This window comes from Pseudomonas sp. FW305-28 (genome assembly GCF_017351395.1).
GTDB lineage: Bacteria > Pseudomonadota > Gammaproteobacteria > Pseudomonadales > Pseudomonadaceae > Aquipseudomonas > Aquipseudomonas fluorescens_AA.
The window spans coordinates 1-17,944 of record NZ_JACNDD010000006.1 but is presented as its reverse complement, the minus strand read 5'-3'; the positions used below and the strand labels follow the sequence as shown (position 1 = coordinate 17,944).

The 17,944-nt window shown below is 62.9% G+C and carries 16 protein-coding genes; all 16 read left to right on the top strand.

From position 1 onward, the window contains the following. Positions 1–67 precede the first annotated feature (67 nt). The 16 genes from mraZ to lpxC all read left to right on the top strand — a co-directional run bounded on the left by mraZ (position 68) and on the right by lpxC (position 17,903). Entirely contained in the window at positions 68–523 is a 456-nt protein-coding gene (gene mraZ, locus J4E53_RS02735) for a division/cell wall cluster transcriptional repressor MraZ (RefSeq protein ID WP_003205355.1), read from the top strand. Continuing rightward, positions 520–1,467 carry a 16S rRNA (cytosine(1402)-N(4))-methyltransferase RsmH gene (rsmH, locus tag J4E53_RS02730; RefSeq protein ID WP_060740751.1) on the top strand — a complete coding sequence of 316 codons (948 nt, stop codon included), beginning with the start codon at positions 520–522 and terminating at the stop codon, positions 1,465–1,467. Before mraZ ends, rsmH begins: the two co-directional genes overlap by 4 nt. Then, the gene (gene ftsL, locus J4E53_RS02725; RefSeq protein WP_003178214.1) at positions 1,464–1,757 is read left to right on the top strand and encodes a cell division protein FtsL; all 294 of its coding nucleotides are present in this window, start codon (positions 1,464–1,466) and stop codon (positions 1,755–1,757) included. The genes rsmH and ftsL overlap by 4 nt, the downstream gene beginning before the upstream one ends. After that, on the top strand, positions 1,757–3,496 hold the full coding sequence (locus J4E53_RS02720) for a penicillin-binding protein 2 (protein ID WP_170842280.1): 1,740 nt from the start codon (positions 1,757–1,759) through the stop codon (positions 3,494–3,496). Before ftsL ends, J4E53_RS02720 begins: the two co-directional genes overlap by 1 nt. Continuing rightward, positions 3,496–4,959: a UDP-N-acetylmuramoyl-L-alanyl-D-glutamate--2,6-diaminopimelate ligase gene (locus J4E53_RS02715; RefSeq protein ID WP_060740753.1), complete on the top strand. Its 1,464-nt coding sequence runs from the start codon at positions 3,496–3,498 to the stop codon at positions 4,957–4,959. Before J4E53_RS02720 ends, J4E53_RS02715 begins: the two co-directional genes overlap by 1 nt. Further along, positions 4,952–6,319 carry a UDP-N-acetylmuramoyl-tripeptide--D-alanyl-D-alanine ligase gene (gene murF, locus J4E53_RS02710; protein WP_060740754.1) on the top strand — a complete coding sequence of 456 codons (1,368 nt, stop codon included), beginning with the start codon at positions 4,952–4,954 and terminating at the stop codon, positions 6,317–6,319. Before J4E53_RS02715 ends, murF begins: the two co-directional genes overlap by 8 nt. Continuing rightward, the gene (gene mraY / locus J4E53_RS02705) at positions 6,319–7,401 is read left to right on the top strand and encodes a phospho-N-acetylmuramoyl-pentapeptide-transferase (protein ID WP_003205349.1); all 1,083 of its coding nucleotides are present in this window, start codon (positions 6,319–6,321) and stop codon (positions 7,399–7,401) included. Before murF ends, mraY begins: the two co-directional genes overlap by 1 nt. A gap of 5 nt (positions 7,402–7,406) precedes the next feature. Further along, positions 7,407–8,753, top strand: a complete 1,347-nt coding sequence (murD, locus tag J4E53_RS02700; protein WP_060740755.1) for a UDP-N-acetylmuramoyl-L-alanine--D-glutamate ligase — start codon at positions 7,407–7,409, stop codon at positions 8,751–8,753. After that, positions 8,750–9,967: a putative lipid II flippase FtsW gene (gene ftsW, locus J4E53_RS02695; RefSeq protein WP_060740756.1), complete on the top strand. Its 1,218-nt coding sequence runs from the start codon at positions 8,750–8,752 to the stop codon at positions 9,965–9,967. The genes murD and ftsW overlap by 4 nt, the downstream gene beginning before the upstream one ends. Further along, on the top strand, positions 9,957–11,027 hold the full coding sequence (murG, locus tag J4E53_RS02690) for an undecaprenyldiphospho-muramoylpentapeptide beta-N-acetylglucosaminyltransferase (RefSeq protein ID WP_060740757.1): 1,071 nt from the start codon (positions 9,957–9,959) through the stop codon (positions 11,025–11,027). The genes ftsW and murG overlap by 11 nt, the downstream gene beginning before the upstream one ends. Further along, positions 11,020–12,480, top strand: coding sequence for a UDP-N-acetylmuramate--L-alanine ligase (gene murC, locus J4E53_RS02685; RefSeq protein WP_060740758.1), 1,461 nt, complete (start codon positions 11,020–11,022; stop codon positions 12,478–12,480). The genes murG and murC overlap by 8 nt, the downstream gene beginning before the upstream one ends. After that, the gene (locus J4E53_RS02680) at positions 12,477–13,442 is read left to right on the top strand and encodes a D-alanine--D-alanine ligase (protein WP_060740759.1); all 966 of its coding nucleotides are present in this window, start codon (positions 12,477–12,479) and stop codon (positions 13,440–13,442) included. The genes murC and J4E53_RS02680 overlap by 4 nt, the downstream gene beginning before the upstream one ends. A 3-nt stretch (positions 13,443–13,445) precedes the next feature. Next, complete coding sequence (locus J4E53_RS02675) at positions 13,446–14,312, top strand: cell division protein FtsQ/DivIB (RefSeq protein WP_042729561.1); 867 nt, start codon at positions 13,446–13,448, stop codon at positions 14,310–14,312. 15 nt (positions 14,313–14,327) lie between these two features. Continuing rightward, on the top strand, positions 14,328–15,587 hold the full coding sequence (ftsA, locus tag J4E53_RS02670; protein ID WP_003205342.1) for a cell division protein FtsA: 1,260 nt from the start codon (positions 14,328–14,330) through the stop codon (positions 15,585–15,587). Positions 15,588–15,685: 98 nt separating this feature from the next. Beyond that, positions 15,686–16,879 carry a cell division protein FtsZ gene (gene ftsZ, locus J4E53_RS02665; protein ID WP_003205341.1) on the top strand — a complete coding sequence of 398 codons (1,194 nt, stop codon included), beginning with the start codon at positions 15,686–15,688 and terminating at the stop codon, positions 16,877–16,879. A gap of 112 nt (positions 16,880–16,991) precedes the next feature. Beyond that, entirely contained in the window at positions 16,992–17,903 is a 912-nt protein-coding gene (lpxC, locus tag J4E53_RS02660) for a UDP-3-O-acyl-N-acetylglucosamine deacetylase (protein ID WP_003178240.1), read from the top strand. Positions 17,904–17,944 lie beyond the last annotated feature (41 nt).

The following is a 17,944-nucleotide window of genomic DNA, read 5'->3' as shown; positions in this document are numbered from 1 at the left end:
GTGGCGGAAAGTGGCATGAAGTGGGTTTTTTTGAAGGTAAAACGCCAAAAAGTGGAGAAACGCTGACGTGTTTCGCGGAGCTAACGCTATCAGTCTCGATGCAAAAGGCCGGCTTGCCATGCCCAGCCGGTATCGTGACGAGCTCGTTTCGCGAAGTTCGGGGCAGTTAATCGTCACGATCGACGCCGTTGACCCATGTTTGTGTGTTTACCCTCTGGATGAGTGGGAAATTATCGAAACCAAACTGCGCGCACTGCCTTCGCTGCGTGAAGAAAACCGCCGTCTGCAACGCTTGCTGATCGGTAATGCCGTCGACCTCGAGCTCGATGGCAGTGGTCGTTTCCTGGTGCCGCCGCGCCTGCGCGAGTACGCCAAGCTGGACAAGCGCGCGATGCTGGTGGGCCAACTGAACAAGTTCCAACTGTGGGACGAAGATGCCTGGAATGCGGTTTCTGCCGCTGACCTCGCTGCTATTCAACAACCGGGCGCCATGCCTGACGAACTGCGTGATTTGATCCTGTGACTATTGATAGCGGCTTTAACCACATCACCGTACTGCTTGACGAAGCCGTCGAGGCTCTCGCCGTACGTCCTGATGGCTGCTATCTGGACGGCACGTTCGGGCGTGGCGGGCACAGCCGGTTGATTCTCAGCCAGCTCGGGCCGGACGGCCGGTTGCTGGGGTTCGACAAGGATCCTCAAGCGATTGCCACCGGGCAAGCGCTGGCGGCCGAAGACGGCCGCTTTGTCGTTGTGCAGCGCAGCTTTGCCGAGCTGGGCGCGGAAGTCGCCGAGCGTGGCCTGGCCGGCAAGGTCAGTGGCGTGCTGCTCGACCTGGGCGTGTCGTCGCCACAACTGGACGACCCGGAGCGCGGCTTCAGTTTCCTCAATGACGGCCCGCTGGACATGCGCATGGACCCGTCCCGCGGGATCAGCGCCGCCGAATTCGTCAACACCGCCCCGGTGGAAGAAATCGCCCGTGTCTTCAAGGAGTACGGTGAAGAGCGTTTCTCCGGTCGCATGGCCCGCGCCGTGGTCGAGCGCCGCGACATCAAGCCTTTCGAGCGCACCGGCGACCTGGCCGAGGTGTTGAAAGTGGCCAACCCGGCCTGGGAAAAGGGCAAGAACCCGGCGACCCGGGCTTTCCAGGGCCTGCGCATCCACGTCAATAACGAACTGGGCGATCTGCAAGTGGGTCTCGAAGCGGCACTCGAGGCACTGGAAATCGGCGGTCGTCTGGTGGTGATCAGCTTCCATTCCCTGGAAGACCGCATCGTCAAGCTGTTCATGCGCAAGCTCACCAAGGGTGAAGCCGATAACCTGCCGCGCAACCTGCCGGTGCGTTTCGAAGCCTTCGTGCCGAAAATCAAGATCCATGGCAAAGCGCAGTTCGCTTCCGAAGCCGAACTCAAGGCCAACCCACGTGCCCGTAGCGCCGTCATGCGCGTCGCGGAGAAGTTGCGGTGAGCAAGCTCTTCGCCAAGCCCCTGCCCGGCGGCAGCTTTTTCATGCTGCTGCTGTTTATCGGCGTGCTCGTGTCGGCCATCGCCGTGTCCTATAGCGCGCACTGGAACCGGCAGTTGCTCAATACCCTTTATAACGAACTCAGCGTGCGCGACAAAGCGCAGGCCGAGTGGGGGCGGTTGATCCTGGAGCAGAGCACCTGGACCGCCCACAGCCGTATCGAAGTCCTGGCCACCGAACAGTTGAAAATGCGCATTCCCGGCGCCGCCGAAGTGCAGATGGTGGCGCCATGATGAAACTCGAAGGGGCGCTGTTCCCGTGGCGGTTTCGTCTGGTCCTGGGCTTGCTCGGGATCATGGTGGCGGCGATTTCGTGGCGCATCATCGACCTGCAGGTCGTCGACCGTGATTTCCTCAAGGGGCAGGGCGATGCCCGCAGTGTGCGGCATATTCCGATCCCGGCTCACCGTGGCCTGATCACCGACCGCAATGGCGAACCCCTGGCCGTGAGTACCCCGGTGACCACCTTGTGGGCCAACGCCAAGGAAATGCAGTTGGCCAAGGAAAAATGGCCGGCCTTGGCCGCCGCCCTCGGGCAGGACCCCAAGGCCCTGGCCGAGCGCCTCGAAGCCCAGGCCAACAAGGAATTCATTTACCTGGTGCGCGGCTTGACGCCCGAGCAGGGCCAGAGCGTGCTCGACTTGAAAGTACCCGGTGTCTACGGCATCGAAGAGTTCCGGCGTTTCTACCCGGCCGGTGAAGTCACGGCCCACATGGTCGGGTTTACCGACATCGATGACCGGGGCCGGGAAGGTGTCGAACTGGCCTATGACGAATGGCTCGCCGGGGTCGCCGGCAAGCGACAGGTCATCAAAGACCGGCGCGGCCGGCTGATCAAGGATGTCCAAGTCACCAAAAACGCCAAGGCCGGCAAGCCCTTGGCGTTGTCCATTGACCTGCGCCTGCAATATCTTGCCAACCGCGAGCTGCGCAATGCCATCGTCGAGAACGGTGCCAAGGCTGGCAGCCTGGTGATCATGGACGTGAAGACCGGCGAGATCCTGGCGATGGTCAATCAGCCGACCTACAACCCGAACAACCGTCGCAACCTGCAGCCGGCGATGATGCGCAACCGCGCGATGATCGACGTGTTCGAGCCGGGTTCGACCATGAAGGCCGTGTCCATGGCCGCCGCCCTGGAAACCGGGCGCTGGAAGCCGAGCGATACCGTCGAGGTGTACCCGGGCACCCTGCAGATTGGCAAGTACACCATTCGCGACGTGTCCAAGACCGAAGGTCCGGTGCTCGACCTGACCGGCATCCTGATCAACTCCAGTAACGTTGGCATGAGCAAGATCGCCTTCGATATCGGCGGCGAAACGATCTATCGCCTGGCCCAGAAAATCGGCCTCGGCCAGGACACCGGCCTGGGCTTCCCGGGCGAGCGTGTCGGCAACCTGCCGAACTACCGTGACTGGCGCAAGGCTGAAACCGCCACGTTGTCCTACGGCTACGGTGTTTCCGTGACCGCGATCCAGTTGGTCCATGCGTTTTCCGCCCTGGCGAACAACGGGCGCATGGCACCGCTGACCCTGATCAAGACCGACAAGGCGCCGCAGACCACCCAGGTGATCCCGGAAAATGTCGCCAAGACCATGCAGGGCATGCTGCAGCAGGTGATCGAGGCGCCGCGTGGTGTCTATCGCGCCCAGGTGCCGGCGTACCACGTGGCAGGTAAATCGGGTACGGCCCGTAAAACCTCCGTGGGCACCAAAGGCTACGCCGAGAACTCCTACCGTTCGCTGTTTGCCGGCTTCGGCCCGATGAGCGACCCGCGCTACGCCATCGTCGTGGTCATCGACGAACCGAGCAAGGCGGGTTATTTCGGTGGCCTGGTCTCGGCGCCGGTGTTCAGCAAAGTGATGTCCGGCACCCTGCGCCTGATGAACATTACCCCGGATAACCTGCCGCCGACCCAGCAGGCCAATACCGCACCGGTCGTTCCCTTGAAAGCCGAAGGAGGGCGTGGCTGATGTCCTTGAGCCTGAACAAGATTTTCGCCCACGCCGGTCACGATCTGCTGATTCGTGAATTGGCCCTGGACAGCCGCAATGTACGTGCCGGGGACTTGTTCCTGGCGGTGCCGGGCGCTCGTGTCGATGGCCGCGACCATATCGCCGACGCCTTGAAGCGTGGCGCGGCTGCCGTGGCTTATGAAGTGCAAGGCGCCACCGTGCTGCCCATCACTGATGTTCCCTTGATTCCGGTCAAGGGCCTGGCGGCGCAGCTGTCGGACATCGCCGGGCGTTTTTATGGCGACCCGAGCCGTCACCTGAACCTGGTGGGCGTGACGGGTACCAACGGCAAGACCAGCGTGACCCAACTGGTGGCCCAGGCGTTGGACCTGCTCGGCCAGCATTGCGGGATTGTCGGCACCTTGGGCAACGGTTTTCATGGCGCGCTGGAAAGCGGCCTGCACACCACGCCGAACCCGATTGCCGTGCAAGCGACCCTGGCGGACCTGAAGAAGGCCGGTGCCAAGGCCGTTGCGATGGAAGTCTCGTCCCATGGCCTGGACCAGGGCCGAGTGACGGCGCTGGCATTCGATGTGGCGGTGTTGACCAACCTGTCCCGGGACCACCTGGATTACCACGGCACCATGCAGGCCTACGGCGAAGCCAAGGCCAAGCTGTTTGCCTGGAATGACTTGAAATGCCGGGTCATCAACCTCGACGACGAGTTCGGTCGGCAACTGGCCGCCGACAAGCGCGAGTCCCGGTTGATCACCTATAGCCTGGAAGATACCAGCGCCTACCTTTATATACGTCAGGCGCAGTTCAATGACGAAGGCGTGCGCGCCACGCTGGTCACGCCCCAGGGCGAGCACCATTTGCGCAGCACCTTGCTCGGCCGCTTCAACCTGAGCAACGTATTGGCGGCCATTGGCGCCTTGCTCGGCCTGGACTATGCGCTGGACGAAATTCTCAAGGTGTTGCCAAAGCTCGAAGGGCCAGCCGGGCGCATGCAGCGCCTTGGCGGTGGGGCCCAACCGTTGGTGGTGGTCGATTACGCCCATACCCCTGACGCGTTGGAAAAAGTCCTCACGGCCCTGCGTCCTCACGCCAAGGGCAAGTTGCTGTGCCTGTTCGGCTGCGGTGGCGATCGTGATCGCGGCAAGCGGCCATTGATGGCCGAAGTCGTGGAGCGGCTGGCAGACGGCGTGCTGGTCACCGACGACAACCCGCGCAGCGAAGACCCACTGCGAATTTTCGACGACATCCGCGCCGGTTTTACCGCTGTGGATAAGGTCAACTTCGTCGCTGGTCGCGGCCAGGCCATCGCCCAGTTGATCGCCAGCGCCTCGGCGGACGATGTCATCGTCCTGGCAGGCAAGGGCCACGAGGACTATCAGGAAATCAACGGCGAACGCCATGCGTTCTCCGATCTGGTGGAAGCCGATCACGCCCTGACCGCGTGGGAGGTGGCCCATGCTTAAGGCCCTGAAACTCAGCGAACTGACCAACGCCCTGAATGCGCGCCTCATCGCCGCGGACGCCAGCTTCGACGGCGTCAGCATCGACAGCCGGGCGATCGCACCGGGGCAATTGTTCGTCGCCCTGGCCGGGCCGCGTTTCGACGGTCACGATTACTTGAACGAGGTCGCGGGCAAAGGTGCGGTCGCAGCCCTGGTCGAGCGGGAAGTGAGCAACAGCACGTTGCCGCAATTGCTCGTCAACGACACTCGCCAGGCCCTGGGCCAGCTCGGTGCACTGAACCGTGCGGCGTATGGCAACCCGGTCGCCGCCATCACCGGCTCCAGCGGTAAGACCACGGTCAAGGAAATGCTTGCCAGCATCCTGCGCACCCGCGGTCCGGTGCTGGCGACCCGGGGCAACCTGAACAACGACCTCGGCGTGCCGCTGACCTTGCTGGAGCTGGCGCCGGAACACAGCGCCGCCGTCATCGAGCTGGGGGCTTCGCGGCTCGGCGAGATTGCCTACACCGTGGCGATGACCAAGCCTCATGTGGCGGTGCTCAACAACGCCGGTACCGCCCACGTCGGCGAGTTCGGCGGCCCGGAAAAAATCGTCGAGGCCAAGGGCGAGATCATCGAAGGGCTGGATGCCGATGGCGTCGCCGTGCTGAATCTCGACGACAAGGCTTTCGAAATCTGGAAGACCCGGGCGGGCGAGCGCAAGGTGCTGACCTTTGCCCTGAGCAACCTCGCCGCGAATTTCTACGCCAGCGACCTGGACCGTGATGCCCGTGGTTGCCCGGCCTTCAACCTGCACAGCCCCGACGGCGCCGAGCGGGTCCAGTTGAACCTGCTGGGTACCCATAACGTTGCCAACGCCCTGGCCGCGGCGGCTGCCGCCCATGCCCTGGGTGTGTCGCTGCCGGGCATCGTCGCCGGGCTGAACGCCGTGCAGCCGGTCAAGGGGCGCTCCGTCGCGCAACTGGCCAGCAACGGCATGCGCGTGATCGACGACACCTACAACGCCAACCCGTCGTCCATGTGCGCGGCCGTGGACATCCTCGCCGGTTTCTCCGGCCGCACCGTGCTGGTGCTGGGGGATATCGGTGAACTGGGCGAGTGGGCGCAACAGGGCCATCACGACGTTGGTGCCTATGCCCGCGGCAAGGTCGATGCGCTGTATGCGGTCGGTCCGATGATGGCCCATGCGGTCGCCGCGTTTGGCGAACACGCGCGGCATTTCACCACTCAAGCCGAACTGATCCAGGCCCTGGGCGCCGAGCAGGACCCGAACACCACCTTATTGATCAAGGGCTCACGCAGCGCAGCGATGGAAAACATCGTCGCGGCACTGTGCGGCGCCTCCACGGAGAAACATTAATGCTGCTGCTGCTAGCGGAGTACCTGCAACAGTTCCACAAAGGCTTCGCGGTCTTCCAGTACCTGACCCTGCGCGGGATCCTGGGTGTGCTGACCGCGTTGTCGTTGTCGCTGTTCCTGGGCCCGTGGATGATCCGCACCCTGCAGAACCTGCAGATCGGCCAGTCGGTCCGTAACGACGGTCCGCAATCGCACCTGTCCAAATCCGGCACCCCGACCATGGGTGGCGCGTTGATCCTGTCGTCCATCGGCATCAGCACCTTGCTCTGGGCCGACCTGGCGAACCGCTACGTCTGGGTCGTGCTGTTGGTGACTTTGCTTTTCGGTGCCATCGGCTGGGTCGATGATTACCGCAAGGTGATCGAGAAGAACTCCCGGGGGCTGCCGAGCCGCTGGAAATATTTCTGGCAGTCGGTGTTCGGCCTCGGCGCGGCGATCTTCCTTTACATGACCGCCGCCTCGCCGGTGGAAACCACCCTGATCCTGCCGATGCTCAAGGACTACAGCATTCCGCTGGGCGCCGGTTTCATCGTGCTGACCTACCTGGTGATCGTTGGCTCGAGCAACGCGGTCAACCTCACCGACGGCCTCGACGGCCTGGCGATCATGCCGACGGTCATGGTCGGCGGCGCGTTGGGAATCTTCTGCTACCTGTCGGGTAACGTGAAGTTCGCCGAATACCTGCTGATCCCTTATGTGCCGGGGGCGGGCGAGCTGATCGTGTTCTGCGGTGCACTGATCGGTGCCGGCCTGGGCTTTTTGTGGTTCAACACCTACCCGGCGCAAGTCTTCATGGGCGATGTCGGCGCGCTGGCGCTGGGCGCGGCCCTGGGCACCATCGCGGTGATCGTTCGCCAGGAAATCGTCCTGTTCATCATGGGCGGCGTGTTCGTGATGGAGACCCTGTCAGTCGTCATTCAGGTTGCTTCCTTTAAATTGACCGGCCGCCGCGTATTCCGCATGGCGCCGATCCACCACCACTTTGAACTCAAGGGCTGGCCCGAGCCGCGTGTGATCGTCCGTTTCTGGATCATCACCGTGATTCTGGTGCTGATCGGCCTTGCCACCCTGAAGCTGAGGTAGAACGAGTGTCCCTGATCGCTTCTGACCACTTCCGCATCGTTGTCGGCCTCGGCAAGAGCGGCATGTCCCTGGTTCGCTTCCTGGCGAACCGGGGCGTGTCGTTTGCCGTGGCCGACACGCGGGAAAATCCGCCTGAGCTGGCCACGCTGCGCCGTGACTATCCCCAGGTGGACGTGCGTTGTGGCGAGCTGGACGTCGAATTCCTGTGCCGCGCCGATGAGCTCTACGTGAGCCCCGGCCTGGCCCTGGCGACTCCGGCCCTGCAGGCGGCCGCTGCCCGTGGCGTGAAACTGTCCGGCGACATCGAGCTGTTCGCGCGTAACGCCAAGGCGCCGATCGTTGCCATCAGCGGTTCGAACGCCAAGAGCACCGTCACCACCCTGGTGGGCGAGATGGCCACGGCGGCCGGCAAGCGCGTCGCCGTGGGCGGCAACCTCGGTACCCCGGCCCTGGACCTGCTCAGCGACGACGTCGAGCTGTACGTGATGGAGCTGTCGAGCTTCCAGCTGGAAACCACCGACCACCTGGGCGCCGAAGTGGCCACCGTGCTCAACGTCAGCGAAGACCACATGGACCGCTACAGCGGCCTGCCGGCCTATCACCTGGCCAAGCACCGGATCTTCCGCGGGGCCCGGCAGGTGGTGTTCAACCGCCAGGACGCCTTGACCCGTCCGTTGCTGGGCGAGGGCATGCCGTGCTGGTCCTTCGGCCTGGGGGTTCCGGATTTCAAAGGCTTCGGCTTGCGCGAAGAGAATGGCGAGAAATACCTGGCCTTCGAATTCCAGAACCTGATGCCGGTGCGCGAACTGAAGATTCGTGGCGCCCATAACCAGGCCAATGCCCTGGCCGCGTTGGCCCTGGGGCATGCGGTCGGCCTGCCGTTCGACGCCATGCTATCGGCCCTGCGCACGTTTGCCGGTCTCGAACACCGCTGCCAGTGGGTGCGCGACCTTGATGGCGTGGCCTGGTACAACGACTCCAAGGCCACCAACGTCGGTGCCGCGCTGGCGGCCATCGAAGGGTTGGGGGCGGACATCGCAGGCAAGCTCGTGCTGATTGCCGGCGGCGACGGCAAGGGCGCCGACTTCAAGGACTTGCGCGACCCTGTGGCAGCCAACTGCCGTGCCGTGGTGCTGATGGGCCGCGACCGCGAATTGATCGCCCAGGCCCTCGGCGATGCCGTGCCGCTGGTTCGCGTCGGTTCGCTGGACGAGGCGGTGCAGCAATGCCGCGCTCTCGCGCAGCCGGGCGACGCGGTGCTGTTGTCGCCGGCCTGCGCCAGTTTCGACATGTTCAAGAACTATGAAGAGCGCGGGCAGTTGTTCGCCCGGGCCGCGGAGGACTTGGCATGAGCCTGATGAACATCATCAAGCCGTACCCGTCGCCGTTGATCACCGGACGTGGCATCGACCTGGATTTCCCGATGCTCGCCGGTTGCCTGGCCTTGCTGGGACTGGGCCTGGTGATGATCACCTCCGCGTCGTCGGAAGTGGCCGCCGTGCAGTCGGGCAACACCCTTTACCACATGATCCGCCACCTGGTTTACCTGGTGATCGGCCTGGGCGCGTGCGTTGTCACCATGATGGTGCCAATCGCCACCTGGCAACGCCTGGGCTGGTTGATGCTGCTCGGTGCCTTCGGCCTGTTGGTGATGGTGCTGGTGCCGGGGATCGGCCGCGAGGTCAACGGCTCGATGCGCTGGATCGGCTTCAGCTTCTTCAACGTGCAGCCCTCGGAGATCGCCAAGGTCTTCGTGGTGATTTTCCTGGCCGGTTATCTGGTGCGTCGCCAGAAAGAAGTGCGCGAGAGCTGGATGGGCTTCTTCAAGCCGTTCATCGTCTTGCTGCCCATGGCGGGCCTGCTGCTGATGGAGCCGGACTTCGGCGCCACGGTGGTGATGATGGGCGCCGCCGCGGCGATGCTGTTCCTCGGTGGGGTCGGGCTGTTTCGCTTCATCCTGATGGTGGCGTTGGCGGTGGCGGCCGTGACCGTGCTGGTTCAGGCGCAACCGTACCGGATGGCGCGCCTGATCACCTTCACCGACCCGTGGGCCGACCAGTTCGGTTCCGGCTATCAATTGACCCAGGCCTTGATTGCCTTCGGTCGCGGCGAATGGTTGGGCGTGGGCCTGGGCAACAGCGTGCAGAAGCAGTTCTACCTGCCGGAAGCCCACACCGACTTCGTATTCTCGGTACTGGCCGAAGAGCTGGGCGTCGTCGGCTCCCTGTGCACCGTCGCCCTGTTCGTGTTCGTCTGTGTGCGCGGCATGTACATCGGCTTGTGGGCCGAAAAGGCCAAGCAGTTTTTCGCCGCTTACGTGGCGTATGGCTTGTCGTTCCTGTGGATCGGCCAGTTCCTGATCAACATCGGCGTGAACGTCGGCCTCTTGCCGACCAAAGGTCTGACGCTGCCGTTCCTCAGTTATGGCGGCAGTTCCCTGGTGATCTGCTGCGCGTGCCTTGGTTTGTTGCTGCGCATCGAGTGGGAGAGCCGAACCCACCTGGGCAGCGAAGAGATGGAATTCCAGGAGAGCGACTTCGCCGAGGAGCCGACTCATGGGCGCTAACGTGCTGATCATGGCGGGCGGTACCGGCGGGCACGTGTTCCCGGCGCTGGCCTGTGCCCGGGAGTTCCAGTCACGGGGCTACACCGTGCACTGGCTGGGTACGCCGCGGGGGATCGAGAACGAATTGGTGCCTGGCGCCGGCCTCGAACTGCACCGGATCGACGCCAGCGGCCTGCGGGGCAAGGGCAAGTTGTCGTTGCTCAAGGCGCCGCTGATGCTGCTCAAGTCGATCTGGCAGGCGCGAGCGATCATTCGTCGGTTGCGCCCGGTGTGCGTGGTCGGGTTCGGTGGTTATGTGACCGGCCCTGGCGGCGTTGCGGCAAAACTGGCCGGCGTGCCGGTGATCGTCCACGAGCAGAACGCCGTGGCCGGTACCGCCAATCGGTTACTGGTGCCGTTGGCCGCCCGGGTCTGTGAAGCCTTTCCCGACACCTTTACCCTGTCGGGCAGCCGCCGCACCACCGGTAATCCGGTGCGTACCGAGCTGTTCCTGGAGACACCGCGCCCGGCCCTGGCTGGACGCAAGGCGCGTTTGCTGATCCTGGGTGGAAGCCTGGGGGCAGAACCGTTGAACAAATTGCTGCCCGAAGCCTTGTCGCTGGTCGCTCCCGACCTGCGGCCGGAAGTGTTCCATCAGGCTGGCAAACATCACGATGAAGTGACCGCCGAGCGCTACCGCGCCGCCGGCGTCGAGGCGCAAGTGCAGCCTTTCATCAAAGACATGGCCCAAGCCTATGGCTGGGCCGACCTGGTGGTCTGCCGCGCAGGCGCGCTGACCATCAGTGAACTGGCTGCCGCCGGTCTGCCCTCGATGCTGGTGCCTTTGCCCCACGCCATCGACGATCACCAGACCCGTAACGCCGATTATTTGGCCCGTGAAGGCGCTGCCTTCCTGATGCCGCAAAGAACGACTGGCGCCGCGGATCTCGCCGCCCGCCTGACAGAGGTTTTGATGCAGCCGCAACGACTTGAAGACATGGCCCGCGCCGCCCGCCGCCTGGCCAAACCCGATGCCACGGCCCAAGTGGTCGATACCTGCCTGGAGGTGGCCCATGGTTGAGAATCGCAAAGCCATGCCGCAACCGGAAATGCGCCGTATCCGCCGTATCCACTTCGTCGGTATCGGCGGCGTGGGCATGTGCGGGATCGCCGAGGTATTGCTGAACCTGGGTTACCAGGTCTCGGGTTCCGACCTGAAAGCTTCCCCGGTCACCGAGCGCCTGGAGTCCTTCGGTGCGCAGATCTTTATCGGTCACCGTGCCGAGAACGCCGCCGATGCTGACGTGCTGGTGGTTTCCAGCGCCGTGAACACCTCCAACCCGGAAGTCGCCACCGCCCTGGAACGCCGCATTCCGGTGGTGCCACGGGCTGAGATGCTCGCCGAGCTGATGCGCTATCGCCATGGCATCGCCGTCGCCGGTACCCACGGCAAAACCACCACCACCAGCCTGATCGCCTCGGTGTTCGCGGCCGGTGGCCTGGACCCGACGTTCGTGATCGGTGGTCGTTTGAATGCCGCGGGCACCAATGCCCAGCTGGGCACCAGCCGCTACCTGATCGCCGAAGCCGACGAGAGCGATGCGAGCTTCCTGCACCTGCAACCGCTGGTGGCCGTGGTGACCAACATCGACGCCGACCACATGGCGACCTACGACGGTGACTTCAACAAACTGAAGAAAACCTTCGTCGAGTTCCTCCACAACCTGCCGTTCTACGGTCTGGCCGTGGTGTGCCTGGACGACCCGGTGGTGCGTGAAATCCTGCCGCTGATCAAGCGTCCGACCGTGACCTACGGCTTTGGCGAAGACGCCGACGTGCGCGCCATCAATGTGCGCCAGCAAGGCATGCAGACGTTCTTCACCGTCTTGCGCCCTGATCGCGAGCCGTTGGACGTGTCGGTGAACATGCCCGGCAACCACAACGTGCTCAATTCCTTGGCCACCATCTGCATCGCCACCGACGAAGGCGTCAGCGATGAAGCCATCGTCCAGGGCCTGTCCGGGTTCCAGGGCGTGGGCCGACGTTTCCAGGTCTACGGCGAACTGCCGGTGGACGGCGGCAACGTGATGCTGGTGGACGACTATGGCCACCACCCGACCGAAGTCGCGGCGGTGATCAAGGCCGTGCGCGGTGGCTGGCCGGAGCGGCGCCTGGTGATGGTTTACCAGCCGCACCGCTATAGCCGCACCCGCGACCTGTATGACGATTTCGTCCAGGTGCTGGCCGACGCCAACGTGCTGCTGTTGATGGAAGTCTACCCGGCCGGTGAAGAGCCGATCCCCGGGGCCGACAGCCGCCAGCTGTGCCACAGCATTCGTCAACGCGGCCAGTTGGACCCGATCTACATCGAACGTGGCGTGGACCTCGCGCCGCTGGTCAAGCCGTTGCTGCGCGCCGGCGACATCCTGCTGTGCCAGGGGGCCGGTGACATCGGTGGCCTGGCCCCGAAACTGTTGAAAAGTCCGTTATTCGCCGGAGCAATCGTGGCCTCCAGCGAGGGGAAACTGAAATGACTGCTGCCTACGCCAACCTGGTCTCGACCCTCGATCCGCAAGCCTTCGGCCGCGTGGCCGTGCTGTTCGGTGGCAAGAGCGCCGAGCGCGAGGTGTCCCTCAAGTCCGGCAACGCCGTGTTGCAAGCCTTGCAAAGTGCCGGCGTCGACGCCTTCGGCATCGATGTGGGCGACGATTTCCTGCAGCGCCTGCTGAGCGAAAAGATCGATCGCGCGTTCATCATCCTCCATGGTCGCGGCGGCGAAGACGGCAGCATGCAAGGCCTGCTCGAATGCCTGGGGATCCCCTACACCGGCAGCGGCATCCTGGCATCCGCCCTGGCGATGGATAAACTGCGCACCAAGCAGGTCTGGCACAGCCTCGGTATTCCGACGCCGCGTCACGCCGTGCTGGCGTCCGAGGCCGATTGTATTTCGGCGGCCACGGAACTGGGCTTCCCTTTGATCGTCAAACCGGCCCATGAAGGTTCAAGTATCGGCATGGCGAAAGTGAATTCGCTGCCTGAGTTGACCGCGGCATGGAAGGACGCCAGTTCCTACGATTCGCAAGTGTTGGTCGAACAATGGATCACCGGTCCCGAGTTCACCATCGCCACCCTGCGTGACCAGGTGTTGCCCCCGATTGCGCTGGGCACGCCCCACACGTTCTACGACTACGACGCCAAGTACATCGCCAACGATACCCAGTACCGCATTCCCTGCGGGCTGGACGCTGCCAAGGAAAAAGAACTGATGGACCTCACGGCCAAGGCCTGTGAGGCGCTGGGTATCGCCGGTTGGGGCCGGGCAGACGTGATGCAGGACGCCGATGGGCAGTTCTGGTTCCTGGAAGTCAACACCGCGCCCGGCATGACCGATCACAGCCTGGTACCGATGGCGGCCCGTGCCGCCGGTCTGGATTTCCAGCAACTGGTGTTGTCGATCCTGGCGGCCAGTGTCGGCCCTCAAGAGCCAAGAGGTTAAGCCATGCAAGGCGCATCGCTTCGTCATCAGCCATCCGCACCCGGTCGCAAGCCGGTGCCGCGGGGTGCCAGCCGAATGGTGGCCAAAGAGCCGATGTCGGCGCGCTTGCCGAAAGCCAACTTTGGTTTTCTCAAGAGCCTGTTCTGGCCGGTGCTGCTGGTGGCGTTGGGGTTCGGTACCTATGAAGGCGCGCAACGGTTGCTGCCTTATGCCGACCGGCCGATCGCCCGGATCAACGTCCAGGGCGACCTGAGCTACATCAGCCAGCAGGCAGTGCAGCAGCGGATCGCCCCGTTCGTCGCGTCGAGTTTCTTCACCATCGACCTGGCGGGCATGCGCACGGAGCTGGAGCAGATGCCCTGGATCGCTCACGCCGAAGTCCGGCGGGTGTGGCCCGACCAGGTGTCGATTCGCCTGGAAGAGCAACTGCCGGTGGCCCGTTGGGGCGACGAGTCGTTGCTGAACAACCAGGGCCAGGCGTTTACGCCGCGAGAACTGGCCAATTATGAACATTTGCCACAACTGTTCGGTCCACAGCGGGCCCAGCAGCAAGTGATGCAGCAATACCAGGTGTTGAGCCAGATGCTGCGGCCGTTGGGCTTCTCCATCGCGCGCCTGGAATTGCGTGAGCGCGGCAGTTGGTTCCTGACCACTGGCGCGGGCAGCTCGGGGCCGGGCATCGAGCTGTTGCTCGGGCGCGGCAACCTGGTGGAAAAGATGCGCCGCTTCATCGCCATCTATGACAAGACGCTCAAAGAACAGATTACGAACATTGCGCGCATCGATCTGCGCTACGCCAACGGCCTGGCCGTTGGCTGGCGGGAACCTGTAGCGCCGACGACGGCCGAACCCGCCGTCGCGAAGAATTAAGAAGAGGCAGGACCCATGGCAAACGTGCAAAGCGGGAAAATGATCGTCGGTCTCGATATCGGCACTTCCAAGGTGGTGGCGCTGGTAGGCGAAGTCGCGGACGACGGCACGCTGGTCATCGTCGGGATCGGTACACACCCGTCCCGCGGCTTGAAAAAAGGCGTGGTGGTGAATATCGAGTCCACCGTGCAATCGATCCAGCGCGCCATCGAAGAGGCGCAGCTGATGGCCGGTTGCCGGATCCACTCGGCGTTCGTCGGCGTGGCGGGCAATCACATCCGCAGCCTGAACTCCCACGGCATCGTGGCGATTCGTGATCGCGAAGTCAGCTCCGCGGACCTTGAGCGCGTACTCGACGCGGCCCAGGCCGTGGCGATCCCGGCCGACCAGCGTGTGCTGCACACCCTGCCGCAGGATTACGTGATCGATAACCAGGAAGGCGTGCGTGAGCCCCTGGGCATGTCCGGCGTGCGCCTGGAAGCCAAGGTCCACGTGGTGACCTGTGCGGTGAACGCTGCGCAGAACATCGAGAAATGCGTGCGTCGCTGCGGCCTGGAAATCGACGACATCATCCTCGAGCAACTGGCCTCGGCCTACTCGGTGCTGACCGACGACGAGAAAGAGCTGGGCGTGTGCCTGGTGGACATCGGCGGCGGCACCACCGACATCGCGATCTTCACCGAAGGCGCGATCCGCCACACGGCCGTGATCCCGATTGCCGGCGACCAGGTGACCAACGACATCGCCATGGCGTTGCGCACTCCGACCCAGTACGCCGAGGAAATCAAGATCCGTTACGCCTGCGCCCTGGCGAAGCTGGCCGGTGCCGGTGAAACCATCAAGGTGCCAAGCGTCGGCGACCGTCCACCGCGCGAATTGTCGCGCCAGGCCCTGGCCGAAGTGGTCGAGCCGCGCTACGACGAGCTGTTCACGCTGATCCAGGCCGAACTGCGTCGCAGCGGCTACGAAGACCTGATCCCGGCCGGCATCGTGCTGACCGGCGGTACGTCGAAGATGGAAGGTGCGGTGGAGCTGGCCGAAGAGATTTTCCACATGCCGGTGCGCCTGGGCGTGCCCCATGGCGTCAAGGGCCTGGATGACGTGGTCCGCAACCCGATCTATTCCACCGGCGTGGGCCTGTTGATGTACGGCCTGCAGAAACAGTCCGACGGGATCTCGTTTTCAGGGATCGGCAGCCGCGACAGCTACAGCAGCGACGAGCCGAAGGCACCGCTGTTCGAGCGGCTCCAGGCTTGGGTCAAAGGCAACTTCTAAACAGTTTCAAAGCTTCACGCGGCAGGTTTCAGGCTTGGCGCTGGAAGACGCAGCAAACGCAGTAGGCGAAAAAACTAGAGAATGAAAGGAGAGGGAAAATGTTCGAACTCGTAGACAACATCCCCGCTAGCCCGGTTATCAAAGTAATCGGTGTCGGCGGTGGCGGCGGCAACGCTGTCAACCACATGGTCAAGAGCAACATTGAAGGCGTTGAATTCATCTGCGCCAACACTGATGCCCAGGCGCTGAAATCCATCGGCGCGCGGACCATCCTGCAACTGGGCACTGGCGTGACCAAAGGCCTGGGTGCCGGCGCCAACCCTGAGGTCGGTCGTCAGGCCGCTCTCGAAGACCGTGAGCGCATCGCTGAAGTCCTGCAAGGCACCAACATGGTGTTCATCACCACCGGCATGGGCGGCGGTACCGGTACGGGTGCGGCGCCAATCATCGCCGAAGTGGCCAAGGAAATGGGGATCCTCACCGTTGCGGTGGTGACCCGTCCGTTCCCTTTCGAAGGCCGCAAGCGTATGCAGATCGCCGACGAAGGTATCCGTCTGCTGTCTGAAAGCGTCGACTCGTTGATCACCATTCCCAACGAGAAGCTGCTGACCATCCTGGGTAAAGACGCAAGCCTGCTGTCGGCTTTCGCCAAGGCTGACGACGTACTGGCCGGTGCCGTTCGCGGTATCTCCGACATCATCAAGCGTCCAGGCATGATCAACGTCGACTTTGCCGACGTACGGACTGTCATGAGCGAAATGGGCATGGCGATGATGGGCACTGGCTGCGCCAGCGGTCCGAACCGTGCACGCGAGGCCACCGAAGCGGCCATCCGCAACCCGTTGCTCGAAGACGTGAACCTGCAAGGTGCACGCGGCATCCTGGTGAACATCACCGCCGGTCCTGACCTGTCCCTGGGTGAGTACTCCGACGTGGGTAGCATCATCGAAGCCTTCGCTTCCGAGCACGCGATGGTCAAGGTCGGTACCGTTATCGATCCGGACATGCGCGACGAGTTGCACGTTACCGTGGTTGCCACCGGTCTGGGCGCGAAAATCGAGAAGCCTGTGAAGGTCATCGACAACACCGTTCACACCTCCATGGCTTCGCAACCGCAACAACAAGTGGCTTCGCGCCAGGAAGCGCCTGCGGTGAACTACCGTGACCTGGACCGTCCGACCGTCATGCGCAACCAGGCCCAGGCCGGTACTGCGACTGCCGCGAAGATGAATCCGCAAGACGATCTGGATTACCTGGACATCCCGGCTTTCCTGCGTCGTCAGGCCGATTGATGAAATGTATCAGGGGGATACGGGTGATTGGTGTTCAGCAAAGGTCTGGTCTGCTATCATCGCCAGCCTTTGTTGATACCAGTTCGCAATTTGCGCTGAAGCGGCCCATGCCATGATTAAACAACGCACCCTGAAGAATATTATCCGTGCCACAGGTGTCGGCTTGCACTCCGGCGAGAAGGTCTACCTGACCCTCAAGCCCGCGCCTATCGATACCGGCATTGTGTTTTGTCGTGCCGACCTCGACCCTGTGGTGCAGATTCCTGCTCGCGCGGAAAACGTTGGTGAAACCACTATGTCGACCACACTGGTCAACGGTGACACCAAAGTGGATACGGTGGAGCATTTGCTCTCGGCCATGGCTGGCCTGGGCATCGATAACGCCTACGTCGAGCTCTCCGCGTCCGAAGTCCCGATCATGGATGGCAGTGCCGGACCCTTCGTATTCCTGATTCAATCGGCTGGCCTGGAAGAGCAGGACGCAGCCAAGAAGTTCATCCGCATCCTGCGGGAAGTGACAGTGGAAGACGGCGACAAGCGCGCCACTTTCGTCCCTTTCGAAGGTTTCAAGGTGAGCTTCGAGATCGATTTCGATCATCCGGTTTTCCGTGACCGCACCCAGAGTGCAAGCGTGGATTTTTCCAGTACTTCGTTCGTAAAAGAAGTCAGCCGCGCCCGTACCTTTGGTTTCATGAGTGATATCGAGTACCTGCGCAAGCACAACCTCGCACTCGGCGGCAGTGTTGAAAACGCGATCGTGGTCGATTCCGATGGTGTATTGAACGAAGACGGTCTTCGTTATGAAGACGAATTCGTCAAGCACAAGATCCTCGATGCAATCGGCGACCTCTACCTGCTGGGCAATAGCCTGATTGGTGAGTTCAAGGGCTTCAAGTCCGGCCACGCACTGAACAACCAGTTGCTGCGCAAGTTGATTGAGCAGAAAGATGCTTGGGAAGTCGTGACGTTCGAAGACGCCAGTACCGCACCAATCTCTTACATGCGCCCTGTCGCGGCGGTGTAAGCAAAAAACCTCTCTAGTTTTTAAGGGCTGCCTTCGGGTGG